The organism is Acinetobacter sp. YH12205 (assembly GCF_013418125.1).
In the GTDB taxonomy this organism is placed as follows: domain Bacteria; phylum Pseudomonadota; class Gammaproteobacteria; order Pseudomonadales; family Moraxellaceae; genus Acinetobacter; species Acinetobacter towneri.
This window is the reverse complement of the sequence record NZ_VPCQ01000006.1, coordinates 141,937-167,388: the sequence shown is the minus strand read 5'-3', so window position 1 is coordinate 167,388 and position 25,452 is coordinate 141,937. Positions and strand designations below refer to the sequence as shown.

Below are 25,452 nucleotides of genomic sequence, written 5' to 3'. Positions count from 1 at the left end.
TTGGGGGGAGGTTTAGTAAGTTAACGTCATCATATTCAAAATGATAAAATATCGAATCGTGTTATGGAACACGATTCGGTGCTTTCTTGCATTAGAATTCAAATGCACTTTATTCACAGATACTTTTATGCAAATGCTGTTGTGTAACAAGCAATCAGATCACTCATTCACCAATGGGGTTTCCACTTGGAAATTTGGTGGAATAAGCACAGTTTTACGCAATTCAGGCGCAAGTTCAGGATAATCTAGCGTGAAGTGTAAACCGCGTGATTCCTTACGTTGCATGGCACAGCGCACAATCATTTCCGAAACTAAAACCAAATTACGCAGTTCAATTAAGTTTTTACTGACTTGATAGTCCTGATAATACTCGGTGATTTCACGTTTTAGCATTTCAATACGGTGTAAGGCACGCTCTAAACGCTTAGTGGTGCGTACAATACCGACATAGTTCCACATGGTTGCACGTAGCTCATCCCAGTTTTGTAAAATCACCACATCTTCGTCAGGGTTCGTCACTTGCGAATCATCCCAAGCAGGAACTTCAGGCGAGCTATAATCTGCAGTGTAATGGGCTTCAATATGTTTGGCGGCAGCCATTCCATAGACAAAACATTCTAAAAGAGAGTTACTTGCCATACGGTTAGCACCATGCAAACCTGTATAAGAAGTTTCACCAATCGCATATAAACCAGCAATATCGGTTTGGCTATGTTCATCCACCATTACTCCGCCACAAGTGTAGTGGGCGGCAGGTACAACAGGAATCATATCGGTAGTGATATCAATGCCCAATTCCAGTAAACGTGCATACAGCGTTGGGAAGTGTTCTTTCACAAATTCTGCAGGTTTATGGGTGATGTCTAACCACACATGACGAATACCTAAGCGTTTGATTTCATAGTCAATTGCGCGTGCGACAATGTCACGTGGCGCCAATTCTGCACGCTCATCAAAACGCAGCATAAAACGCTCACCATCGGGTAAACGCAAATATGCACCTTCACCACGCATGGCTTCAGTAATTAAAAACGAACGTGCTTGGGGATGATACAAACAGGTCGGGTGGAATTGATTAAACTCCATATTTGCCACACGGCAACCTGCACGGTATGCCATGGCCATACCATCACCTGTGGCAATGTCTGGGTTAGATGTATATAGATAGGCTTTCATTGCACCACCGCAGGCAAGTGCGGTAAACGGAGCAAGGAAGCTATGCACTTTTTGTGTTTTTTCATCTAGTGCATATAAGCCTAAAGTGCGATTGCTTTCATTTAAACCTAATTTTTGCGAGGTAATTAGGTCAATCGCAATATAATTTTCAAAAATGGTGATGTTTTGCTGTTCTTGGGCACGTTGTACCAAAGTGGTCGAAATTGCGCGCCCTGTTGCATCGGCAGCGTGAATAATACGTCGCTGTGAGTGACCGCCTTCACGGGTTAAGTGCAACTGTTCTTGTTCATCTAAAGTAAATTGCACACCTTGTTTCAGCAGAAAATCTACCGAAGGTTTGCCGCCTTCTACGGTTTGCTTGACGGCATCCATTTCACATAAATGCGCACCTGCAATCATAGTGTCATCTATGTGTTGTTCAATTGAATCTGTTTCATCAAGAACTGCCGCGACACCGCCTTGCGCATAGAAAGTGCTGGCTTCAGTAAGGGTAGATTTCGCCAAAACGGCAATATTGAAATGCTGGGGTAATGAGAGCGCTAAACTCAAACCTGCACCACCACTTCCCACAATAATCACATCAAATTGATGTGTTGTGTTTAAATTAGGCATGTCCATCAGCTAATTTGAAAAAAGTTGGATAATGACACCCCTTTTTACAGAAAAAGGCAAGTGCGAAGTGGATTTGAATAATGAAAAAAAAGAATAAACTGGCAACTTTTATGGAATATCCCACTTTTATTGTGATTCGATTCCACGCTTTTCATTTATAGCACTTTGGCGCATCATTTTTGATGGGTCAAATATAAGATGCTATCTCAGCTATCCTCCACAGTGCCTGCCAAACCGTAATTGAAAAAGATTCAACATTTTATTACGCAAAAGCCTATTATTTTGTGCTAAATAAGGTGAGTTCAAAGTCATAATTATTATTGAGTGAATGCTATTTATGAAAAATCGCAACTTAAAAAAAGGTTTATATGCGGCTGTTTTTACTATGGCAACTGTGCAGACTCAAGCAGCACCACCAGTAGACTTTTCTAATTTGGTTGAGCAGGTTAGTCCTGCGGTGGTGAGTGTCAATGTTGTCAAAAAAATGAGTCAGGAAGAACTCTTACAACAACAAGTTCCAGAAATTTTACGCCGTTTTTTTGGCAATCAAGTGATTATTCCTCAACAGCAAATTCCACAAGAAAAAACAGGTTACGGCAGTGCCTTTTTTATCAGTAAAGATGGATACCTTTTAACCAATCACCACGTTGTTGAAGATGCTTCTAAAGTTACCATTGTACTGAATGACCGCCGTGAACTTGATGCAACTGTCGTGGGTAGTGATGAACGTACCGATGTCGCGTTATTAAAAGTGCAGGGCAGCAGTTATCCAGAACTGCGTACAGGCAATGTCGATCAATTACGTGTAGGTGAGCCTGTACTTGCGATTGGTTCACCATTTGGCTTTGACTATTCTGCATCGGCAGGAATCGTGAGTGCCAAAATGCGTAATATGATGGGTGAAACTTCAGTGCCATTTATTCAGACCGATGTGGCGCTTAACCCAGGTAACTCAGGCGGGCCACTATTTAACCAGCGCGGTGAAGTGGTCGGCGTGAACTCCCGTATTTTTAGTGGTACGGGTGGTTATATGGGCTTGTCATTCTCCATTCCTATTGATGTTGCCATGGATGTTGCCGATCAGTTAAAGCGTAACGGTAAAGTGACTCGTTCTTATTTAGGGGTGAGTTTGCAAGATATTGACCGCAATTTGGCAGAATCTTATAAACTCAGTAAGCCTGAAGGTTCATTAATTACTCAAGTTGCACCAAACTCACCTGCGGCACGTGCAGGTTTACGTGCAGGCGATGTAATTCTTAAATACAACGGCACACCTATTTCCAGAACGTCTGAATTGTTGAACTATTTAAACCGTTCAGTGCCAAATCAAAGTATTCAGCTTGAAGTATTACGTGATGATAAACGCCGTAATATTACCGCTACGGTGAGCACAGCACCTGACGACACGCCTGCCAAAAACAACCCTGATACCGCAGCCAAAGGCCCTGTTTTAGGGGTGTCGATTCGTGATTTAAGCGTGGCAGAACAACGCCAATTAGATATTAAAGGCGGTGTGCTGATTCAGGAAGTGCGTCGTGGTGGTTCGGCAGCTCAGGCACGTATTATGCCAGGTGATGTGATTGTGCAACTGAATAACACCACTATCCAAAATGCCAATCAATTTGTTGAAACTGTCTCTACCTTGAAACAAGGTACAGTTGCGCGTGTGGTGATTATTCGCCAAGGGCAACGTGCGATTATTGGCATGCGTATTCAATAAGTTGAAGTGGCATAAAATCGTAAATCTAACTAAATTTAGCATATTGCTAAACTTTAGATAGTCACTTATTTTAAGAAAGTCGCTCTTGAACTGGAGCGACTTTTTTTATGTAACTCGGTATTTTTGTTAGACTAGACCGACATCGCCGTTTTAGTTAAAAGGATGACATGAGCAGCATATTTGATTTAAAAATCACCGTACAGCCAGAACATATTGATATTTTAGGGCATGTAAATAATGTGGTGTATGTGCAGTGGATGCAGGATGTAGCATCGGCACATATCGAAACATTAGGTTTAGGGGGGCTGGAATACTTAAAACTAAAACATGCGATGGTGGCGGTGGAACATCATGTGCAATATCGTAAAGCGGCACTCGAAGGTGAGGAGCTGATTTTGCGTACATGGTTAAGTGATTTGAATGCGTTGTATTCATTCCGCCAATATGCGTTTTATCGCCCTCAAGATAAAAGTCTGCTGTTTATGGGCAATACACAATGGGCTTGTGTGGAAATTGCTACAGGTCGTCCAAAACGCATGTCACCGACATTTACGCAAGCCTATCAACCCCTTGCTGCTGATGTGAATCCGTTGGATTTTAGTGAGTATGATTCATTAAGATGAGTTGAAGCACCAAGTGTAGCGTCATTGAAAGTTGCTGCATGTTATTGCTGTCGATGTTGTTAAAGAGGGTATTCACCTGTTTCAAATAGCATGAAGTATTCTTCAATTCTCACTTTAATTACGACACACATCTCTGCATAAAAAGCCTGAAACTCTCGAATAAAAAGAAAAACGCGTGAGGCTGCAAAAGGAAGTCATTATTATGGATACATTGAAAAATCCATCTGCTATAATCCTTCGCAATTTCTATTCGGCTTTTGCTCTGCATGAATTTTGAGGTGCAGAGCGTGTTATTTTTCAAGGTAACCCATGGCGCAAGCTAAAAAAACTGTTGATATTAAAAACATCCGTAACTTTTCGATCATTGCCCATATTGACCATGGTAAATCGACTCTAGCAGATCGTTTCATTCAAACCTGTGGTGGTTTACAAGATCGTGAGATGCAAGCTCAGGTGTTGGATTCTATGGAGCTTGAGCGTGAGCGTGGGATTACCATTAAAGCCACCTCAGTGACTTTATACTACAACCATCCAAATGGTCAGGAATACCAGTTAAACTTCATTGACACCCCAGGACACGTTGACTTTTCCTATGAAGTATCACGTTCTTTGGCAGCCTGTGAAGGTGCGCTATTGGTGGTTGATGCGGCACAAGGGGTAGAAGCGCAATCAGTTGCAAACTGCTATACCGCAATTGAGCAAGGCTTAGAAGTTTTACCTGTACTGAATAAAATTGATTTACCGCAGGCAGAACCTGAGCGCGTGATTCATGAAATTGAAGAAATTATTGGTATCGAAGCGCAAGATGCACCAACCTGTTCGGCTAAAACTGGTTTAGGCATCGACAATGTATTAGAAACCTTGGTGAATGTCATTCCAGCACCACAAGGTGACCGCGATGCGCCATTGCAAGCCTTAATTATTGACTCATGGTTTGATAACTATTTGGGCGTTGTGTCGTTGGTACGTATCAAGCAAGGTCGTGTGCGTAAAGGCGATAAAATGTTGATGAAATCGACAGGTCAAACGCACATCATTACCTCAGTTGGTATTTTTAATCCAAAACATACCGAAACAGGTATTTTAGAAGCAGGTGAAGTTGGCTTTGTTATTGCGGGTATTAAAGATATTTTCGGTGCGCCAGTCGGCGATACCATCACACTTGCAACGACACCAGAAGTAGAAACCTTACCAGGCTTTAAAAAAGTTAAGCCGCAGGTTTATGCGGGTTTATTCCCAATTGATGCCAGCGACTTTGAACCGTTCCGTGAAGCATTGCACAAACTACAAATTAACGACTCAGCATTGTTCTTTGAACCTGAAAGTTCAGATGCTTTGGGCTTTGGTTTTCGTTGTGGTTTCTTGGGCATGTTGCACATGGAAATCGTACAAGAGCGTTTAGAGCGTGAGTACGATTTAGACCTAATTTCATCAGCTCCAACGGTTATTTATGAAGCTGTGATGAAAAATGGCGAAACGGTTTATATCGACAGTCCATCTAAAATGCCTGATGGTTCAACTGTAGAAGATTTGCGTGAACCGATTGCGGAATGTCATATTTTAGTGCCGCAAGAATACTTGGGTAACGTCATGACCCTATGTATTGAGCGTCGTGGTGTGCAAAAAGACATGAAATTCTTGGGTAACCAAGTGTCTATTACTTTTGAAATTCCAATGGCAGAAGTCGTGATGGATTTCTTTGATAAATTGAAGTCATGTTCACGTGGTTTTGCATCGTTAGATTATAACTTTGTGCGTTTTGAAAGTTCATCTTTGGTTAAAGTAGATGTACTGATTAACGGTGAAAAAGTTGATGCCTTAGCGATGATTTGTCACCGTCAGGATGCACGTCACCGTGGTATTGCCTTGGTTGAAAAAATGAAAGACTTGATTCCGCGTCAAATGTTTGATGTGGCTATTCAGGCTGCCATTGGTGCACAAATTATTGCGCGCTCAACCGTGAAAGCGATGCGTAAAAACGTACTTGCGAAGTGTTATGGCGGTGACGTTTCTCGTAAGAAGAAACTGCTTGCCAAGCAAAAAGAAGGTAAGAAACGTATGAAGCAAGTGGGAAGTGTTGAAATCCCGCAAGAAGCTTTCTTGGCCGTACTTAAAGTCGAACGCTAAAATTATAAGGATAACAATCCCATGGATTTTGATTTTAATTTGATTCTCGTTCCTGCCACATTATTTTTTATTGCGGTGTGGCTGCTCGATAAATTTGTATTTAAACAAAGAGCGACGAAAGGGCGAGGCAATGAAAACTTCATTATCACATGGGCTTATGATTTTTGGCCTGTTTTGGCAGTGGTGATGGTACTGCGTTCATTCCTGTATGAACCATTTAATATTCCGTCAGATTCTATGGTGCCAACCTTAGAAACGGGCGATTTTATTTTGGTGAACAAGTTTGAATATGGCGTGCGTTTGCCAATTATTAACAGCAAAATTATAGATGTGGGTTCGCCTGAGCGTGGCGAAGTTGCGGTGTTCCGTTATCCACCACAACCAAGCATTAGTTATATTAAGCGTATTGTCGGTTTACCAGGCGATCATATTGTTTATGATCATGGTCAGCTGAGCATTAATGGCGAGAAAGTAACGAAAACCCCAATCCAGTTTAGCCGTGAAAAAGACAGTCTAGATACACCTACTTCAATTTACCATCAGGAAACTTTAGGGGCGCATACATTTACCATGCGCGAGCTTGAAGGTGTAAACGTGGCGCGTCAGGCACCATTCCTGAACTATGTAGACAATGGTAAATATTCAGCAGAAAATGGTTTATATTGGGAAGTCAAAGTTCCAGAAGGTCATTACTTCGCGATGGGGGATAACCGCGATCAAAGTGCTGACAGTCGTTTTTGGGGTTTTGTACCAGAGGAAAACCTAACAGGTCGTGCATTCTATGTGTGGATGCATAAAGAGCCTGGGTTTAATTTGCCGTCATTTAGTCGTAACGGCAAAATTGATTAATACAGCAGATTAGGAAAATAAAAAATGCGTCATCAACAAGGGGCATCCTATATTGCAATTTTAATTGCAATTATTGGTTTTGCATTTATGGCAAAAGTGGCAATTGCGGTTTGGGGACCATATTTCGATGATCGAATGTTGGACAATCAAATTGAAGAGCAATTGTTGAATGGGCCAAAAAACCTATCACCACAAAAGTTTATTGGTGAAATGGACAAGCGTTTAAGCATGAACAACATTCGCGATATTAAATTTGCAGATGTAGCTCAAGTGACTAACGTCGATGGTTTAGAAGTGAAAAAAGAATATGAAATAAGAAAACCTTTCTTATTGAATATTGATATTGTAATGAAGTTCGAGAAAAGTTTTGATCAAAGCTCAGTCCAAGCTAAATGAGACCCGTCTAGCCAGCCGAATCGGTTATCAGTTTAAGCAACCTGAATTGCTTAAATTGGCTTTGACTCACCGCTCGGTGAGTCATAAACACAATTACGAACGTCTGGAATTTCTAGGCGATTCGTTGTTGGGAATGATTGTTGCCAATTATTTATATGTGGCTTATCCACATGAAAATGAAGGGCGTTTAACGCGCATGCGGGCAACACTGGTGCGTCAGGAAGCCTTAGGTAAAATTGCCAATGATTTAAAGCTCAGCCAAAATTTAATTCTCAGTACAGGTGAATTGAAATCTGGTGGTCATCATCGTGAGTCTATACTGGCGGATACCGTAGAAGCGATTATTGGCGCCATTTATGTCGATAGCGGTGATTTGAATTTGCTGCAAACGATTGTGCTAAAATGGTACAGCCCTTATTTAGATCATATTGAGCCAACTGATCAACTCAAAGACCCTAAATCACGCTTACAAGAGTATTTACAAGCACGTAAAAAACCTCTCCCGGTTTACGAGGTTGTAGATATTCAGGGCGATGCACCGAATCAGCATTTCATTGTGGAATGCCGAGTCGATAGCTTACCTGTAATGAAGGGTGAAGGTTCAAGCCGTCGCTTTGCCGAGCAGGCAGTTGCGGCAGATATTTTAAAATTCTTGGAGCAAAAGTCTGAATGACCATCCATTCCGATCACGTAGATGCTGATCACGAGTCGAATAACGACGCCAATGACCTAATTAACCAATTCTTTAGCGGTCAGGGAACTGAAATTCCATCTGATTTCCGCAGTGGTTTTGTTGCGATTGTTGGTCGCCCGAATGTGGGTAAATCGACCCTCATGAACCACTTATTGGGTCAAAAACTATCCATTACTTCACGTAAACCGCAAACCACACGTCACAAAATTGTGGGAATTGATTCACGTGAAAAATCTCAGGCTGTGTTTGTAGACACACCAGGGATGCATAAAAAAGAAGTCCGTGCCATCAACAAAATGATGAACCGTGCTGCATCATCTGCTTTGCGTGATGTGAACTTGGTTTTGTTTGTGGTGGATGCACAAAAATGGACGCAAAATGATGAGTTAGTCCTAGAAAAGCTGAAAAATGCAGAAATGCCAGTGATTCTGGTGATTAACAAACTCGACACTTTTGAGAATAAAAATCAGGCTTTGCCGATTATTCAAGAACGTGCCAAGTTAATGAACTTTGCCGAAATTGTACCTGTATCGGCATTGCGCGGCGCGAACCTAGATCATTTGCGTGACACGATTGAACGCTATTTGCCATTCCAGCCACCGTTGTATTCGCTAGATCAAATCACAGACCGTTCAGAACGTTTCTTGGCATCTGAAATTATCCGTGAAAAGATCATGCGCCAATTGGGCGAAGAACTGCCTTACGATTTAACCGTGCAAATCGAATCATTTAAAACTGAAGATGCGGTTTTAAATGAAAAAACGGGTCGTATGAAAGCACTATGTACCTATATTGATGCCACTATTTTTGTAGATCGCTCTGGTCAAAAAGCCATTGTGATTGGTGAAAAAGGCGCGAAGCTGAAAAAAATTGGTATGGATGCACGGGTCGACATGGAAAAAATGTTCGAGCAAAAAATCATGCTGACGCTTTGGGTGAAAGTCAAAGGTGGTTGGTCTGATGATGAACGTGCATTAAAAAGCTTAGGATATAGCGATATCTAAGTTTGACGAAAAGGGAACTGTGATGATGAAAGTGTTGGCCATTGTGGCATGTATGTTTGTCTTGCAAGGTTGTATTCACAAAGTTGTGACAGTTCCCGTAAAAGTTGCCTACAAAACTACAAAGGGTGTGGTGAAAGGCACTGCTGCTGTAGTTGGTGCTGTCATTCCAGATGGTGATGACGAAGAAAAATCCAAACAAGAATCCTCTAAAGAATAGGATTAATTGACGCAATCATGCGTAATGAAATCTTGCATGGTTATTTAATCCATCATCGAAAATACCGCGAACGTAGCCATATTGTGCACTTGTTTACCCGCGAACATGGGCGGGTTGATGGTATTTTAAGACAAATGCCACCGCCACAATATCAACCGATTCGCATACAAGCTTCGGGAAAATCAGACCTTAAAAATTTCACCAAGCTGGAAATTGTCAATCAACCGGTTTTCTTCTTTGGTGATGCATTTTTTTCAGGCTTTTATTTAAATGAAATCGTGCTGCGCTTATGTTCTGCCGAAGTGGAAATGCCAGAAACTTTTGTGCAATATCACCAGACTTTGGCGCATTTACAACACTTATCTAGTCAAGAAAATCCCAATCTATTCTTAAGACAAATTTTGCGTCAGTTTGAACATACTTTATTGGAAGAATTAGGCTATGGGATTGATTTTTCAGTCGATGCGAACCAAGAGCCGATTCAGCCCAATCTACATTATCATTTTCAACTGAATGATGGTTTTATCCCCACCGCGCAAGTATCACGAGCAAATTTGCTTGGCGCACAGATCCTGAGTATGTGCGACTATGAAAAAGGTAGGGATTTTAACCCAGAGCAGTTACAATTACTGTCTCGGCTGTATCGACAAATGATTAGTTCACTGTTGGGTGATCGACCTTTAAAAAGTCGCCAATTGTGGATTCAGAATTCTCAAACCCAAGCGTAATGTAGGAACCTATTATGGCTTTACTCGGTGTCAATATTGACCATGTGGCAACTTTAAGACAAGCGCGTGGCACGAACTATCCAGACCCTGTGAAGGCCGCATTAGTTTGTGAACAGGCGGGTGCAGAGGGGATTACTTTGCATTTGCGTGAAGACCGTCGTCATATTCAGGATGATGATGTGCGTCGTATGCGTCCGTTGCTAAAAACTCGTATGAATTTGGAAATGGCAGTTACTGAAGAAATGATCGAGTTTGCCAAAGAAATTCGTCCACAGCATGTATGTTTGGTACCTGAGCGCCGTGAAGAAGTAACCACTGAAGGTGGTTTGGATGTAGTAGGCAATTTTGCAGCAGTTAAGGCCGCTACTCAGGAATTAACAGCAATTGGCTGTGATGTGTCACTGTTTATTGATGCAGATCTTGCACAAATTGATGCGGCCGTTGCATGTGGTGCACCGACCATTGAAATTCATACAGGCGCGTATGCCAATGCAGAAAATGAAGCTGCACAGCAAGCCGAATTGACCCGTATTGTTCAGGGCGTAGAATATGCAGCTAGCCGTGGCTTAGTGATTAATGCAGGGCATGGCTTGAACTTGGACAATGTAGGTGCAATTGCCGCTATTCAACACATCCATGAGTTAAATATTGGTCATGCTTTAATTGGTGATGCTGTATTTGTCGGCTTGGAACAGGCTGTTAAACGCATGAAAGCTGCGATTGATGCAGCGCGTTAATCTGCATATTTAAAATTGAAAGATAAAATTTGAAACGTTATGTCCAGCATAAATTATGATGAATTGATGCAGCCTGTGATAGCATTTTTAGGCTGCGAAACACCCAAAGAATGGTTGAACGAAGCATTAAATAATTTAGATATTTTGATGCAAGATCATGCTAACTGTGAGAAAAAAGCAGCAGGCACAGCCATGAATCTGATGTTTCGTTACAGCTTTTTTACCGATTTGCAGGTCAAACTGGCACAGTTGGTACGCGAAGAAATGCTGCATTATGAGCAGGTGCTAGAGTTCATGGCAAAGCGTGGGCAAATGTGGCAGGGTTTAAGTGCAGGGCGTTATGCAGGCGGTTTACGTAAAGAAATCCGTACCTATGAACCTGAAGCACTAATTGATGTTTTGGTGATAGGTGCCTTTGTAGAAGCACGTTCATGCGAGCGGTTTTATGCGCTTGCGCCATTGGTAGATGAAGAATTAGGTAAGTATTACCGTTATTTACTGAAATCAGAATCACGGCATTATGAAGATTATTTGGCACTGGCTTTGGATGTAGCAAAAACAGCAAAACTGAAAAACCCTGAAGAAGATATTCAGGGGCGAATTCAGCATATACGTGAAGTGGAAAAGAATCTTATTTTAAGTCCAGATGATCTGTTCCGTTTTCATAGTGGTGTGCCTGTGCAAGCCGCTTAAAACTTGTAGATGATCTAAGATAGAAAACGGAACTTCGGTTCCGTTTTTTTATCAATCAAGTTATTGCTTAGGTATTTTGATTGTGGATTGTTGCCTAAGTCACTTAGAAATGATCAAGGCTAAGATTAGGAATTACATTAAGCTGAATTGCCCAAAACAGTTACATTCATCTTTTTGAACGATTAAGGCATGAATCGCTGCTTGGTTATTTACAGACCACATCATCCATAAATTTTAGGCAATAAAAAACCCAAGTCGTTATGCTTGGGCTTTTTAGAATTTGGCTCTCCCACCTGGGCTCGAACCAGGGACCTGCGGATTAACAGTCCGTCGCTCTACCGACTGAGCTATGGGAGAATCTGAATGCGATTATAAGCAGATTTAAGCAAGGGTCAAGCATAAATTGTCATGTTTCTTTCATTTTGACTTTATATGCTTTTTATTTGAACAAAAAACAAAATTTTATTAAAAAATCACCCACAAGACTTGCGTTACACAAAATCGGTTGTTAGTCTGAGTGACAGAACAAAGCGTTTAAGTAGCATCTTAAACAGTGTGGATTTAACCCAACTTGCCAGCACTAAAATGGCTAAATCGGAGTAAGCGAATGAATACGCTCAGCATTTCTGACATTTTTTCTCAATTTTCTTATTATCAAGAACATTATCTTTCTATCTTGTCTACGCCTGAACAATACTACACTGCTGTAGAAGGCGCATTTATTCATGTCTGGCCTTTGGCACCTCAAGATTTGTATTTGGGCGATTTATTGCAGTTGTGGTTTAGTGAAAAATGGCTCATTCAATCGACCTGCCAATTGCTTTCAGACCATCCAGACAACGGCACAAAAAAACCATTGCAGCGTGATCATGATTTGTATTTGTACCAACTGGCGGGCAGCGCGCTTTCGGGGAGTAACCGTTCACGCGTGTGGTCTGTGTCTGAACAAAAACAATTGCGTGTAGAATTAGACTTTACTTTTCGCTATTTATGTGAATATAAAGGAACATCTCAACCTACAGTGTCTAAATCAGAACTGATTACTGCGTTGAAAAACAGTGTTTAATCTATGATGATTGATCATTGCCAGCCAAATAGATTTGCATTGAATCGAGTTAAATGACTCGCACCAAAATAGTGTTATAAACTGCGATAAAAATTTGCGAACAGCTTGAAAAGGATATTCAGCCGTGTGGATTAAAATATGCATTGCCATGCTCGCATTTGCTGCAAATTCCTTGCTGTGTCGTTTGGCATTGGCTGAACAGCAAATTGATCCTATGAGTTTTAGTTTGCTCCGAGTTGGCAGCGGGGCGGTGTGCTTAGGACTGCTCTATGTTGTTTTGCAGGTTCAACAACCAATTCAATTCCAATGGAAATCTGCACTAAGCCTTGCTGTATATCTACTTGGTTTTTCGTTGGCATATTTGCATATTGATGCAGGCATCGGGGCATTAATTCTATTTGGCGCAGTGCAAATCACCATGATCAGCTTTGCGATTTTGCATGGTGAGCGAATGACTTTACCGCGTTGGGTCAGGCTAGGTTGCGCTATATTAGGGATGGGCTTGCTGCTATTGCCTAAAGCCAGTACGCCAACGCTCAAATACGCATTAATGATGTTATTGGCAGGTATTGCATGGGGGTTTTATAGCATTGCCGCAAAGACGATGCAGCACGCTTTAACCAATACGCTGTCTAATTTTATTTTGGCGACACCAGTTGTTGCTGTATTTTTTCTTTGGCATTTACCCGAAAGTTTTATCACTTGGCAGGGGGTGGTTTTGGCGGTCTTGTCGGGTGCATTGGCTTCGGCTGGAGCGTATGTGTTGTGGTACAGCATTGTGAAAAAAATTGATCACATTACCGCAAGTACTGTGCAACTTTCTGTGCCGTGTTTGGCGATTTTAGGCGGTGTAATTTTTCTAGGCGAACAACTCACCCTGTTGATGGTCGTGGCAACCTTGATTGTGTTATGTGGTATTTTGATGGTGATTTTAACTAAACCACGTGTTTAACCAGTATTCATATAATTTGCTGGCTTTGTTGCATAAATATGTAAGCATCTGATTTAAATAGATTTAATTTTAGATCGAAAAACAATCAAAACTTTTAAAATCATATAGTTATAAAATCTTTGTGCAACAAAGCCTAATTTGCTCGGAATTTCATCTATGTAAAAAAAACCCACGATTGAATCGTGGGTTTTGTTCATCTAAACAAGTGTAGATTATTTTGCAGCTTTTTCAGCTTCAATTGAAGCAATCGCTTCATCTACACCTTCAATTGATTCAGCAGCTTTTTTGATACGTGCAAGTGCATCTACAAGTACTTCGTCTGCAGTTGCATAAGAAATACGCATGAAACCGCCTAAACCAAACGCATCACCAGGAACAACGGCAACACCAGTTTCTTCCAATAACCAAGCAGAGAATTCTGTGCAAGATTTTAAGCCTTTCGCACGAATTAATGGTTTGATATTTGCATACGCATAGAACGCGCCATCTGCAGGTAAGCAAGAAATACCTTTGATGTCATTCAAGCCATTTACAACTAAGTCGTGACGGCGTTTGAATGCTTCAACCATTGGCTCAAGCACGTCTTGTGGGCCGTTCAATGCAGCTTCTGCAGCAACTTGCGAAATCGAAGTTGGGTTAGAAGTCGATTGAGATTGAATTTTCTTCATCGCGCCAATTAATTTAGCAGGGCCCGCGGCATAACCAATACGCCAGCCAGTCATTGCATAAGCTTTAGACACACCATTTAATACGATTGTGCGGTCATAAAGGTCTGGTGCAACAGTCGCGATGTTGTAGAACTCATCATCCCAACGGATTGGTTCATACATATCATCAGAAGCAATAAATACTTCAGGATATTTACGCAGTACTGCAGCCAAAGCTTCTAATTCTGCTTTGGTGTAGATCATACCCGTAGGGTTAGATGGGCTGTTTAACACCACTAAACGTGTTTTGTCAGTGATCGCAGCTTCTAATTGTTCAGGTGTGATTTTGAAACGTTGTTCTTCACCACATTTCACAATAACAGGCACGCCTTCAGCAATAATCACCATATCTGGATAGCTTACCCAGAACGGTGCAGGGATAATCACTTCATCACCCTTGTTCAACAAAGCCAAGGCCAAGTTAAAGAATGATTGCTTACCACCGCAAGATACCAAAATTTGGTTCGCTTGGTAGTCAAGATTATTGTCACGTTTTAATTTTGCGATAATGGCTTTTTTAAGACCAGGCGTACCGTCAACAGCAGTATATTTTGTAAAACCGTTATTAATTGCTGCAATAGCTGCATCTTTGATGTGTTGTGGTGTATCGAAATCCGGTTCACCTGCACCCAAACCAATAACGTTATGACCCGCAGCTTTAAGTTCAGCGGCTTTATTGGTGACGGCAAGTGTTGGGGACGGTTTGATGGCATTGACACGATCAGAGAGACGTACGTCCACGGCATATTCCTTCTTATAGGGATAAAAAAATAAAAAGCATATTATCTTAGCTTAAATTCGATGTCTGCGTCGTTTAAAATTGCATCAAATTAATAAAAAATCACCAAATTAGACCAATTTCCTATGAAATCGTGATTAAAACTGCTGTGAGGTGGAAGTTTCTCGCATCGGGCGGCAAAAAACTTTAAAATAGTCCAAATTTTATAAGAGTGATGGTCATGAGTAAGCAGCAGCCTACTTCAAAAAAACCATTGGTGAATCTCCCATTCCCAATGCCAAATACAGCGCAGGATAATGATCAGGCGGTACATAATTCAGTGCGTCCTAAACCTGAGCAATATGCGGATAAGACTTGGCCACCGCCACGTGGTACTCGTCGTTCGATGGGTAAGCGCTAAAAAAATGCCACAATTACGTGGCATTTTTTATTGATGGGGATTTAAAAGTATTGAAATTAACGAACATGCTTACGCGCTTTGTTGGCAGGTTTTGGCGGCGAGATTTCACGTACGCCATGCCATACATCGCTAAAATCTTGCTCGTTGATATTATACAATTCCAATAAAGCCAAAATCGCTGCACCAAATAGCATTGGGCCTTCTGAATTATTTTGGAACTCGAATACCTTACCATTTAAGTTGTGCAAAATATCCTGAATTTCAAAGACCCGATCACGCCCATTGCTGTCAGTTGGGTACATTTGTGTATTCAATATGATTTTAGCCAAGGCTTTTTCATTATCGCTCAATGCCAAGACTTCAATTAATTCATCGGTGGCAGGGGTAAAAATCACAGAATCACGGTAAATGGTGTGTAGTAATTTTTGCGTTAGTTTAGGCAATGCTTTTTCGACAAAAGGACGAAACGACGCAGGAAAAATCACATTATGGGCAATGCCTTTAAACATAGGGGCAATTTCTTCAACCGTATAACCTGCAATACCACAACCAATTGAAGTTAAAAAATACTTCATTTTAGGATGGTTTTTGGCATAGATTTTAAAGTCATCCACATAGTGCTGAATTTGCGATAGTGGCATTTGTTGTAAATGTTCATTCATGGTTGGAATGGCAAAACTTTGTCCTGCCCAACCGCGCCCGACGCCTTCAACGGCACCAAAAAATTCTTTGGCTGTTCGTGCTGCACCACCTGCATGTTGTCCTGCCATGTTACTGCCAAATACGAAAACAGTATCTTCAGGGAGGCTTTTGATAATTGATTCGTCGTGATATTGGTAAGTCATGAATGTGTGCTTTTATGGTTGTCGTCCTGAAATTTCATGTTGCCTTTGAATAGCCAGTGGGTCAAGTCTTAAAGCAGTTTCCCCGTGCTCAATTTAGTCGTAGCACATCTTCGTTCTAACAGCGTCCAATACAGAATTAAAACCGAGCAATGGCTTTGTAGCTACGCAACATCGCCACAACATATTCGGATGTCCTGAGTGTAGGCAAATCTGCTAAAATATTAGGTCGCATCAAACCTGAGAGCTGCATTTGTGAGTGATAAGCAACCTTTCGATTTAGTCACCAACTATCAACCTGCGGGTGACCAACCACAAGCCATTGAAAAATTGGTTCAAGGGATAGAACAGGGCTATCATGATCAGCTATTACTTGGGGTTACAGGCTCAGGTAAGACTTATACCATGGCCAATGTGATTGCCAGAACACAGCGTCCGACCATTGTCATGGCACATAACAAAACGCTGGCAGCGCAGTTGTATGGTGAGTTTAAAGCGTTCTTTCCGAACAACGCAGTCGAATATTTTGTCAGTTATTATGACTATTATCAGCCTGAAGCCTATGTACCATCTTCCGATACTTTTATTGAAAAAGATGCGGCTATTAATGATCATATTGACCAAATGCGACTCTCGGCCACACGTGCTTTGCTAGAGCGTCGTGATGCCATTATTGTCGCATCGGTATCTGCAATTTACGGTTTGGGTGACCCCAATGCTTATATGAGCATGTTGCTGCATGTGGTGCAAGGTGATCGGGTGAATCGTGATGATTTGATCCGTCGTTTGGTGGAAATGCAATATAGCCGTAATGAGCTAGAGTTTTTGCGCGGTACTTACCGTATTCGTGGTGAAATTTTAGATATTTTCCCTGCTGAATCTGATCAGCATGCTATTCGCATAGAATTATTTGATGATGAAGTCGATTCGATTCGTTGGTTTGATCCATTAACAGGCAAATTGGTGCGTAAAGTGCCGCGCGTGACTATTTATCCTAAAAGTCACTATGTTACGCCTAAGGATAATTTGGAACGTGCGATTGGTACCATTAAAGAAGAACTAAAAGAGCGTTTGGTGTTTTTTCGCGAACATGACAAATTGCTAGAAGCGCAGCGCATAGAACAACGTACCCGCTATGATTTAGAAATGATGCAGCAATTGGGCTATACCAACGGCATCGAAAACTATTCACGACATTTGTCTGGACGACCTGCAGGCGAAGCACCGCCCACTTTGTTTGATTATGTACCTGATGATGCCTTGCTGATTATTGATGAATCGCACGTGACCGTTCCGCAAATTGGCGCGATGTATAAAGGTGACCGATCACGTAAAGAAAACTTGGTGAATTATGGTTTCCGTTTACCTAGTGCGTTAGACAACCGTCCAATGAAATTTGAAGAATGGGAGCGCATCGTCCCATCCACAATTTATGTGAGCGCTACACCTGCACAATATGAGTTGGAAAAATCGCAACAAATTGTAGAGCAAGTGGTGCGTCCAACAGGATTGATTGACCCAGAAATTGAAATTCGTCCTGTGTTAACGCAGGTGGATGATGTGCTGTCTGAAATCAATTTGCGTAAAGAATTGAATGAGCGGGTGTTGGTCACCACTTTAACCAAACGCATGGCTGAAGATTTGACCTCGTATTTAAAAGAATACGGCATTCAAGTGGCTTATTTACACTCTGATATTGATACCGTAGAACGCGTCAAAATTATTCACGAATTACGTACAGGCGTGCATGATGTCTTGGTTGGCATTAACCTGTTACGAGAAGGTTTAGACATGCCTGAAGTGTCTTTAGTGGCAATTTTAGATGCCGACAAAGAAGGCTTTTTACGTTCAGAACGTTCGTTGATTCAAACCATTGGACGTGCAGCACGTAACTTGAAAGGTAAAGCAATTTTATATGCAGATCGCATTACCGATTCAATGCAAAAGGCGATAGATGAAACAGAGCGTCGTCGTGCCAAACAAATTGAATTTAATGAATTGCACGGCATTACTCCACGTAGTGCAGTACGTCAGGTGATTAAAGAAATCGACACAGGTGAAGTGCTGAACGATGAGCAAATTGATGAAAAAATCAATGCACAAAGCCGTGCTTTAAGTGACGATGAACAGCACATTTTGGCTGATCCTAAACTGTATGCCAAACATATTGCCAAACTTGAAAAAGAGATGTTGAAAGCATCTAAAGAACTGCAATTTGAACAAGCGGCTCGTTTACGTGATGAAATTTTGCGTTTAAAAGCGCAAATGTTGCAATCTGGCTAAATTGGGGCGAATTGCACTGTCAGTGTAAGTGCGAGTTTGCATACTAAACTTGCTATGTAAAATTTGAGTTGCAAAAATTACATATCCATACAGTAAATTGAAATGCTTGCGGTTATTTTTGAAGAAGATAAACAAAATTGACTGAACATTAGAGTTTAGAGGTTGGGACAATGGCTAAAAAACTTCCGTTTGCAGGTGCGCGACTTGCCAAAATTGCCCTTGGTGGTGTGGTGCTGATTGGTTTGGGTGCTGCGACTATGGCATATTCCAAAACCAATGGACCGATGAAAACGGTAGAAAAAGTCGAATTAGATAAATATTTAGGCGTTTGGTATGAGGTTGCAAGAAAGCCTTTATATTTCCAAAACAAATGCGGTTCAAATGTAACAGCAGCATATACATTGAATGAAAATGGCAATGTGCAGGTGGATAACCGTTGTATTGCAAAAGATGGCAAACAAATGCGTGCTTTGGGCGAAGCTTTTGTACAAAATGCGCCTTTTAACAGCAAACTCAAAGTTAGCTTTTTACCTGAAGTCATTCGTTGGTTGCCTGTAGGGCGTGGTGATTATTGGGTGTTAAAGCTAGATGATGACTATCAAACTGCCTTGGTGGGTGAACCACGCCGTAAATATTTATGGGTACTTTCACGTACGCCGCATCCTGATCAGGCTGTCGTGACTGAATATCTGAACTATGCCAAATCACTCGGTTATGACTTAAGTGATGTGATTTATACCAGACATACGCAAACTAAAAAGTCAGACTAAGTTGCAGCAGCTCCAGAGCTACTTATAGATATAAGCAGACAAACGTATGCAGACCAATTGACCACGCAAAAGCTGCGTGGTTTTTTATATCCTGTCATTTTAAATTTTGAACATTCGATCAATCTCTAAAACAACGTATATATGAGTATAATGCCGACTGATATAGGGGAGAGTCGGATGTATAAAGGCATTGCACTATCGGTTTTAGCATCGGTCACTTTTGGGGTGCTGTATTTTTATACCCAATTACTCAAACCTTTAGACAGCGAAGAAACTTTTGCGTGGCGTATGTTGGCAACTTTGCCATTCCTAACTTTGTTTATGTGGTGGTCGGGAGATTTAAAACATATTTCCGCGATTTTTCAGCGGCTCAAACAACAACCACAATTCATACTTTGGCTGATTTTTAGTTCTTTTTTATGCACTACGCAATTGTGGTTATTTTTGTGGGGGCCGATTAACGGGCGTGGTTTGCAGGTTTCTTTGGGTTATTTCTTATTGCCTTTGATCATGGTTTTGCTTGGCTGTGTGCTATATAAAGAAAAGTTATCGACTTGGCAGATGGCAGCAGTTGCCTTAGCCGTGCTAGGTGTCAGTCATGAAATCTGGCGCATTGGCACGGTGGCGTGGGAAACCTTATATGTGGCATTTGCCTATCCTTTATATTTCTTTTTACGTCGGGTCTTTCAAACCGATCACTTGGGCGGGTTTTGGTGGGATTTACTGCTAGTTATTCCTGTCGCGGTATATTTAGGCTTTTATTATAGTGACAGTGTAAATGTCATCGCAGCTTTTCCATATTTAATTTGGTCGGTACTTGGATTGGGCTTTTTAAGTGCATTGGGACTTGGCAGTTATATTTTGGCCAGCCGCCATTTGCCTTTTGTGATTTTTGGTTTACTGAGTTATTTAGAACCTGTGCTGTTGGCTTTTGTGTCTATGTTGTTAGGTGAACGAGTTGAAGCAGGGGAATGGCTGACTTATATCCCAATTTGGTTGGCAGTTGCATTATTGGTGGTTGAAGGGTGCTTGCATTTAAGAAAGCAAAAAATGAATCAGCAAGATTTACAGCGGAAAATTCAACAGTCATCTGAATAATAAAAGCCGTCGTTATGGTGAGATATTCAAATTTCCAAGAGGATAATGAGGTTTGGCATCATCCTCCTTTTCGTCTAAAAAATTGAACTTTTGTTGAAAAAACTAAAATCACAAAAATAATTACAACTATTTTATGAATTTATAGTGAATATATAGGAAAATATTCGGGTCAGTACCAGCTTTTGATTCAATCTTGACGACAATTCCATTACAATTATCAGGTTTTGAAATTCATGCCTAGATATACAATTAATTAGAGGACGTATCTGTGAGCAAAGAGACTATCATCGCCCTACACGCAGAGCACCAAGGTCGCTGGAAAAACCGTGAAGAAATCGCGGAACGTATGATTGCTTTACTCGGTCAGTTGTACCGTGAAAAAAATATCATGGTTTCAGTTTTTGGTCGTTCTTTAGTTAACCGTTCTGTGATTCAAATTTTGAAAGCACACCGTCGTACTCGTATGATGGACGTAGAACTTTCAGTTGTTCACACTTTCCCATTGCTTGAAGCTTTGGCTAAAGTAGACAACATCGGTTCAGCAGAAATCGACTTAGGTAAACTTGCTGTTGAATATAAAGAAAAAGGCGGCGATGTAAATGCATTTGTTGCAGACGCTGTGAAATCTTTAGCGGGCAATCCAACAACTGTAGAAAGCAAAGATGTTGTACTTTACGGTTTTGGTCGTATTGGTCGTATCCTTGCGCGTTTAATCATTGGTCAATCTGGTCTTGGCCGTGGCTTAAACCTTAAAGCAATTGTGGTACGTAAATCGTCTGATGGTGATTTAGAAAAACGTGCGTCTTTATTGCGTCGTGACTCTATTCACGGTCCATTTGCAGGCACGATTTCTGTAGATGAAGAAAATGAAGCAATTATCGCAAATGGTAACTTCATTAAAGTGATCTATGCGTCTAACCCATCTGAAGTAGACTATACGGCTTATGGCATCAACAATGCATTAGTGATTGACAACACGGGTAAATGGCGTGATGCAGAAGGTCTTGCACAACACCTTCAATGCCCAGGCGCTGCACGCGTAATTTTAACTGCACCTGGTAAAGGTGACATGAAAAACGTGGTTTACGGTGTTAACCAAGCTGACATTCTTGATGAAGATACCATCATTTCTGCGGCAAGCTGTACAACAAACGCGATTACACCAACTTTAAAAGTGTTGCATGACAAGTACACCGTTGTGAATGGTCACGTTGAAACTGTTCACTCATTCACTAACGACCAAAACTTGATTGATAACTATCACAAGGCAGATCGTCGTGGTCGTGCAGCAACATTAAACATGGTTATTACCGAAACAGGTGCAGCAAAAGCAGTGGCGAAAGCATTGCCTGCATTACAAGGTAAATTAACAGGTAACTCTGTACGTGTTCCAACGCCAAACGTATCACTTGCAATCTTGAACTTAACGCTTGAGAAAGAAGTAGATCGCGAAGAAGTGAACGAATACATTCGTCAAATTTCAATTCACTCTAATCTTCAAGGTCAAATTGGTTATACCAACTCGACTGAAGTGGTTTCAAGTGACTTCATTGGTTCGCGTACTGCAGGTGTATTTGATGCGCAAGCAACCATTACTTCAGGCAACCGTTTAACTGCTTACGTTTGGTATGACAACGAAGTGGGTTATAGCTGCCAAGTATTGCGTATTGCTGAACAAATGGGCGGCGTAAGCTATCCTAAAGTTCCTGCTGAAACAAATGCATAATTTGTAGATACAGAATTTAAAATCAAAAAGAGCTTCAAATGAAGCTCTTTTTTTTGCATTCATTTCATTCTTAAATATAAGGATGAGTGTTGAAATTTCCACCTAATACGCTATCCTAAACTTACCAAAATAAAGTCTATGCTAAAAAGTAAGTAGATTTGATTTTGCTTTCAAGCTTTCAAAGCCTGAACAATAGAAATAACAGAAGGATACCGTTATGCAATATGCAACCAGTCACTTACTCGGGCAAGTCCTTGCTAAAGATTGTCCATCACGGATTCGTTTAGAACATTTAGCCAATAAATGGTCAATGTTGGTGTTGCATTGTTTAAGCGAAGGTTTGCACCGCTTTAGTGAGCTAAGACAGCGCATTGAAGGGGTGAGTGAAAAAATGCTGGCGCAAACCCTGAAAACTCTTGAGCAAGATGGGTTAATTTTACGTACAGTTTACCCAACGGTGCCGCCTAAAGTGGAATATCAACTCACTTTTGAAGGCTCACAAATTGCAGCAAGAGTGAATCAACTGATTGAGTATTTAGAACAGCATTTGCCTGAAACTTCACAGCAATCTTCTCACTAATGGATTACTCATCTTTTAGGGAAGTCGCTGTAGATGTTCCTACTCCAAAGCACATTCTGGATGATTAAATAGTGCGTCGATGTGAAAAATCATAACGATCAATCAGCAAAATCCCGATGGCAAATACCAAAATACTGACAACACAACCCATCCAGCCCCGGTGTTGCCATGCGTAGACCGCCGTCAGTGAACCAAGTGCTGCACCTGAAAAATAAATAGTCATATATACCGCATTAATGCGGGAGCGTGCGGTGGCATCAATTCGGTACACCAAGTTTTGATTCAATACGTGAAAAGCAGTTAGACCAAAATAACTCATCAATACGCCAACGGCATAAGCCACAATATTCTGCTGTGCAAAAAAGAGTGGAATGCAAGAAAACAACATCAAGCCAATACATAATATTGCGACAAAATTCACACGACCTTTGCCCACCGTTTTACCCGACCAACTTGATGAGAAAATTCCAATCACACCCAATAAACCAAAAAGCCCAACTTGAAAATCACTAAAATGATAAGGCGGATTGGCTAAAACAAAAGTCATGGAAGTAAAAACCAAGGACAAAATGGCAAAGCCCAAAGCGCCTGCGCAGGCTCTACGAATTAAATGTGGCTGGGTTACAGCCAGCTGAATTAAAGAACGATAAATGCCCGCTACAGTTAAATTTTTATTGGCAGCTGTAGAGGGAAGTTTTGTCCACATTAGGCCTGCAAAAAGTAGGGTGATGATGCCGCTGCTGAAATAGACAGCTTCCCAAGACCAATAGGTTGATACAAATCCTGCAAAAGTGCGCGATAAAATAATCCCCATTACCAAGCCACTCATCAATTTTCCGACAATGGCAGCACTCGATTCAGGTGGACTGATGCTAGATGCAAATGGAATAAGCACTTGTGCAGAAATCGCACCAAAAGTGGCACATACGGTAAAGAAATACAGCATGGCTAAATTGCTGCTAAAAGACAGCAAAATTTGCGAACACGCAGCAAAAACCATCAGACTGACAATCAATTTACGCTTATTTAGCAAGTCACCTAAAGGCACGAGTAACATTAAACCTAGTCCATAGCCTATTTGTGCCAAAACCACAGCAAAGCCTGCCTGACTGGTGCTAATTCCTAAACTTTTTTCAATTGAATAAATTAAAGGCTGATTAAAATATGCCGATCCCGCACACAAGCCACAGGCGGTTGCCATGAGTAAAATAAATTTAGGCGATAAAGCAGGCGTGGTTGTGGTGGCAACAGCATTAGACATGGCGGCAGAAAGCAAACAAGGGTTAAAGCACTATAAGAACTTAGATGGCGAAGGAGAAATAAGAAAAAACGATCATATCATTGCTAAAAGAAATGAGTGTTTTGAACAATCAAGGATAAAAAGCATCTACGCATACGATTGCATAAATATAATTCGAGAAATTCTCTAAAATATGGCAGAATATACGGCTTTTAAAGTTTTTAGAGGATTGGCAAGATGCGCTTTGTTGATGAAGCAGTCATTACCGTAGAGGCTGGCGACGGTGGCAATGGCGTAGCCAGTTTTCGCCGAGAGAAATTTGTACCATTTGGTGGGCCAGATGGCGGTGATGGTGGTCGTGGCGGCAGTATTTTTATTCAAGCCGACGACAACGCAAGCACCCTTGTAGATTATCGTTATACCCGTAAATTTCGCGCTGAACGTGGTAAAAACGGGTCGGGCGCAAACTGTGCAGGTCGTGGCGGTGAATCTGTCGTTTTGACCGTTCCAGTGGGCACAACCATTGTAGATACAGACTCTGGTGATATTATTGCAGATTTAGTCGAAAGCGGTCAGAAAGTATTGGTCGCTCAAGGCGGTGATGGTGGTTTAGGGAATACTCACTTTAAATCATCTACCAACCGAACACCGCGTAAATTCACGCATGGTACCAAAGGTGAATTCCGTGAAATCCGTTTGGAGTTGAAAGTCCTTGCCGATGTAGGCTTGCTAGGCATGCCAAACGCGGGTAAATCGACCTTTATTCGTGCCGTGTCTGCGGCAAAACCAAAAGTTGCTGACTATCCATTTACCACCATGGTGCCAAATTTAGGCGTGGTGGATGCAGATCGTCATCGTTCTTTTGTCATGGCAGATATTCCAGGACTAATTGAAGGTGCAGCAGAAGGCGCAGGTTTGGGGATTCGCTTCCTGAAACACTTGGCGCGTACTCGTATTTTACTGCACATTGTGGATGTTCAACCTATTGATGGTTCTGATCCTGCGTACAATGCCAAAGCAATTCTGCAAGAGTTGGAAAAATTCTCTCCAACTTTGGCAAAGTTACCAATCGTGTTGGTGTTGAATAAACTTGATCAACTTCCTGAAGATTCACGTGAAGAATGGTGTAAACACATTCTTGAAGAATTGCAGTGGGATGGTCCTGTGTTCAAAACTTCAGGCTTAATGTCTGAAGGTACACAGCAAGTGGTGTATTACTTGATGGATCAAATTGAGCAACAACGTGAACGCGAAGTTGAAGATCCTGAGTACGCAGCAGAAATGAAAGCATTCCGTGATCAGCTGGAAGCTGAAACACGTGAACAAACCATTGCCGCGAAAGAAGCGTATCGTGAGATGCGCCGTCAGCAACGTCTTGCAGGTATGCTGGGCGATGATGACGAAGACGATGATGGTGAAGATGGCGAAGTAGAAGTGTACTACGTACGCTAAGCGCTACAAAAAGTGACTGAG

The 25,452-nt window shown here is 41.4% G+C and carries 25 protein-coding genes and 1 tRNA gene; 21 read left to right on the top strand and 5 right to left on the bottom strand.

Annotation, left to right across the window (positions count from 1 at the left end):
* Positions 1-159 precede the first annotated feature (159 nt).
* On the bottom strand, positions 160-1,794 hold the full coding sequence (nadB, locus tag FTU92_RS10120) for an L-aspartate oxidase (protein ID WP_167845907.1): 1,635 nt from the start codon (positions 1,792-1,794) through the stop codon (positions 160-162).
* A gap of 331 nt (positions 1,795-2,125) precedes the next feature.
* On the opposite strand from nadB, the gene FTU92_RS10115 reads away from it, so the two are divergent.
* From FTU92_RS10115 to FTU92_RS10065, 11 genes are all read left to right on the top strand, one after another.
* The gene (locus FTU92_RS10115; protein ID WP_004971727.1) at positions 2,126-3,508 is read left to right on the top strand and encodes a Do family serine endopeptidase; all 1,383 of its coding nucleotides are present in this window, start codon (positions 2,126-2,128) and stop codon (positions 3,506-3,508) included.
* A gap of 167 nt (positions 3,509-3,675) precedes the next feature.
* Positions 3,676-4,131: a thioesterase family protein gene (locus FTU92_RS10110; RefSeq protein ID WP_180096185.1), complete on the top strand. Its 456-nt coding sequence runs from the start codon at positions 3,676-3,678 to the stop codon at positions 4,129-4,131.
* 309 nt (positions 4,132-4,440) lie between these two features.
* Positions 4,441-6,258 carry a translation elongation factor 4 gene (gene lepA, locus FTU92_RS10105; RefSeq protein ID WP_004971725.1) on the top strand — a complete coding sequence of 606 codons (1,818 nt, stop codon included), beginning with the start codon at positions 4,441-4,443 and terminating at the stop codon, positions 6,256-6,258.
* A gap of 21 nt (positions 6,259-6,279) precedes the next feature.
* On the top strand, positions 6,280-7,107 hold the full coding sequence (gene lepB, locus FTU92_RS10100; RefSeq protein WP_004971724.1) for a signal peptidase I: 828 nt from the start codon (positions 6,280-6,282) through the stop codon (positions 7,105-7,107).
* Between the two features lie 24 nt (positions 7,108-7,131).
* Entirely contained in the window at positions 7,132-7,503 is a 372-nt protein-coding gene (locus FTU92_RS10095; protein WP_004971723.1) for a DUF4845 domain-containing protein, read from the top strand.
* On the top strand, positions 7,475-8,176 hold the full coding sequence (rnc, locus tag FTU92_RS10090) for a ribonuclease III (protein ID WP_004971722.1): 702 nt from the start codon (positions 7,475-7,477) through the stop codon (positions 8,174-8,176). Before FTU92_RS10095 ends, rnc begins: the two co-directional genes overlap by 29 nt.
* Entirely contained in the window at positions 8,173-9,201 is a 1,029-nt protein-coding gene (gene era, locus FTU92_RS10085; protein WP_218944557.1) for a GTPase Era, read from the top strand. The genes rnc and era overlap by 4 nt, the downstream gene beginning before the upstream one ends.
* A 22-nt stretch (positions 9,202-9,223) precedes the next feature.
* Complete coding sequence (locus FTU92_RS10080; RefSeq protein WP_154320888.1) at positions 9,224-9,418, top strand: NF038104 family lipoprotein; 195 nt, start codon at positions 9,224-9,226, stop codon at positions 9,416-9,418.
* 14 nt (positions 9,419-9,432) lie between these two features.
* Positions 9,433-10,146 (top strand): DNA repair protein RecO, encoded by a 714-nt coding sequence (gene recO / locus FTU92_RS10075; protein ID WP_026438306.1) that lies wholly within the window; start codon positions 9,433-9,435, stop codon positions 10,144-10,146.
* A gap of 11 nt (positions 10,147-10,157) precedes the next feature.
* Positions 10,158-10,883: a pyridoxine 5'-phosphate synthase gene (gene pdxJ / locus FTU92_RS10070; RefSeq protein WP_026438307.1), complete on the top strand. Its 726-nt coding sequence runs from the start codon at positions 10,158-10,160 to the stop codon at positions 10,881-10,883.
* Between the two features lie 39 nt (positions 10,884-10,922).
* A complete protein-coding gene (locus FTU92_RS10065; protein ID WP_004971715.1) occupies positions 10,923-11,576 on the top strand; it encodes a tRNA-(ms[2]io[6]A)-hydroxylase in 654 nt (217 codons plus the stop codon).
* A 281-nt stretch (positions 11,577-11,857) separates the two neighbouring features.
* On the opposite strand, the gene FTU92_RS10060 is transcribed toward FTU92_RS10065, so the two are convergent.
* Positions 11,858-11,933 (bottom strand) — tRNA-Asn (locus FTU92_RS10060).
* A 250-nt stretch (positions 11,934-12,183) separates the two neighbouring features.
* Here FTU92_RS10060 and FTU92_RS10055 point away from each other — a divergent pair.
* Positions 12,184-12,642, top strand: coding sequence for a hypothetical protein (locus tag FTU92_RS10055; RefSeq protein WP_179990066.1), 459 nt, complete (start codon positions 12,184-12,186; stop codon positions 12,640-12,642).
* A 124-nt stretch (positions 12,643-12,766) separates the two neighbouring features.
* On the top strand, positions 12,767-13,594 hold the full coding sequence (locus tag FTU92_RS10050; RefSeq protein ID WP_180096183.1) for a DMT family transporter: 828 nt from the start codon (positions 12,767-12,769) through the stop codon (positions 13,592-13,594).
* 212 nt (positions 13,595-13,806) lie between these two features.
* Here FTU92_RS10050 and FTU92_RS10045 read toward each other — a convergent pair whose 3' ends face one another.
* Positions 13,807-15,042 carry a pyridoxal phosphate-dependent aminotransferase gene (locus FTU92_RS10045; RefSeq protein WP_180096181.1) on the bottom strand — a complete coding sequence of 412 codons (1,236 nt, stop codon included), beginning with the start codon at positions 15,040-15,042 and terminating at the stop codon, positions 13,807-13,809.
* 218 nt (positions 15,043-15,260) lie between these two features.
* Between FTU92_RS10045 and FTU92_RS10040 the strand changes: the two genes are divergently transcribed.
* On the top strand, positions 15,261-15,440 hold the full coding sequence (locus FTU92_RS10040; RefSeq protein WP_004971707.1) for a hypothetical protein: 180 nt from the start codon (positions 15,261-15,263) through the stop codon (positions 15,438-15,440).
* Positions 15,441-15,496: 56 nt separating this feature from the next.
* Here FTU92_RS10040 and FTU92_RS10035 read toward each other — a convergent pair whose 3' ends face one another.
* Entirely contained in the window at positions 15,497-16,285 is a 789-nt protein-coding gene (locus FTU92_RS10035; protein WP_004971705.1) for a hypothetical protein, read from the bottom strand.
* Positions 16,286-16,537: 252 nt separating this feature from the next.
* Here FTU92_RS10035 and uvrB point away from each other — a divergent pair, with 252 nt between their 5' ends.
* From uvrB to FTU92_RS10010, 5 genes are all read left to right on the top strand, one after another.
* Complete coding sequence (uvrB, locus tag FTU92_RS10030; RefSeq protein WP_104851763.1) at positions 16,538-18,565, top strand: excinuclease ABC subunit UvrB; 2,028 nt, start codon at positions 16,538-16,540, stop codon at positions 18,563-18,565.
* A gap of 170 nt (positions 18,566-18,735) precedes the next feature.
* Positions 18,736-19,335: a lipocalin family protein gene (locus FTU92_RS10025; RefSeq protein WP_180096179.1), complete on the top strand. Its 600-nt coding sequence runs from the start codon at positions 18,736-18,738 to the stop codon at positions 19,333-19,335.
* Positions 19,336-19,512: 177 nt separating this feature from the next.
* Entirely contained in the window at positions 19,513-20,433 is a 921-nt protein-coding gene (gene rarD, locus FTU92_RS10020; RefSeq protein ID WP_004971698.1) for an EamA family transporter RarD, read from the top strand.
* 268 nt (positions 20,434-20,701) lie between these two features.
* Positions 20,702-22,159: a glyceraldehyde-3-phosphate dehydrogenase gene (locus FTU92_RS10015; RefSeq protein WP_004971695.1), complete on the top strand. Its 1,458-nt coding sequence runs from the start codon at positions 20,702-20,704 to the stop codon at positions 22,157-22,159.
* A 217-nt stretch (positions 22,160-22,376) separates the two neighbouring features.
* Complete coding sequence (locus FTU92_RS10010; RefSeq protein WP_004971692.1) at positions 22,377-22,739, top strand: helix-turn-helix domain-containing protein; 363 nt, start codon at positions 22,377-22,379, stop codon at positions 22,737-22,739.
* Positions 22,740-22,803: 64 nt separating this feature from the next.
* Here the strand turns inward: FTU92_RS10010 and FTU92_RS10005 are convergent, their stop codons facing one another.
* Positions 22,804-24,000: an MFS transporter gene (locus tag FTU92_RS10005; protein ID WP_004971691.1), complete on the bottom strand. Its 1,197-nt coding sequence runs from the start codon at positions 23,998-24,000 to the stop codon at positions 22,804-22,806.
* Between FTU92_RS10005 and FTU92_RS10000 the strand changes: the two genes are divergently transcribed.
* Both FTU92_RS10000 and cgtA read left to right on the top strand, forming a co-directional pair.
* Positions 23,981-24,169, top strand: coding sequence for a hypothetical protein (locus FTU92_RS10000; RefSeq protein ID WP_131261149.1), 189 nt, complete (start codon positions 23,981-23,983; stop codon positions 24,167-24,169). The genes FTU92_RS10005 and FTU92_RS10000 overlap by 20 nt on opposite strands.
* A gap of 47 nt (positions 24,170-24,216) precedes the next feature.
* The gene (gene cgtA / locus FTU92_RS09995) at positions 24,217-25,431 is read left to right on the top strand and encodes an Obg family GTPase CgtA (RefSeq protein WP_004971687.1); all 1,215 of its coding nucleotides are present in this window, start codon (positions 24,217-24,219) and stop codon (positions 25,429-25,431) included.
* Positions 25,432-25,452: the final 21 nt, after the last annotated feature.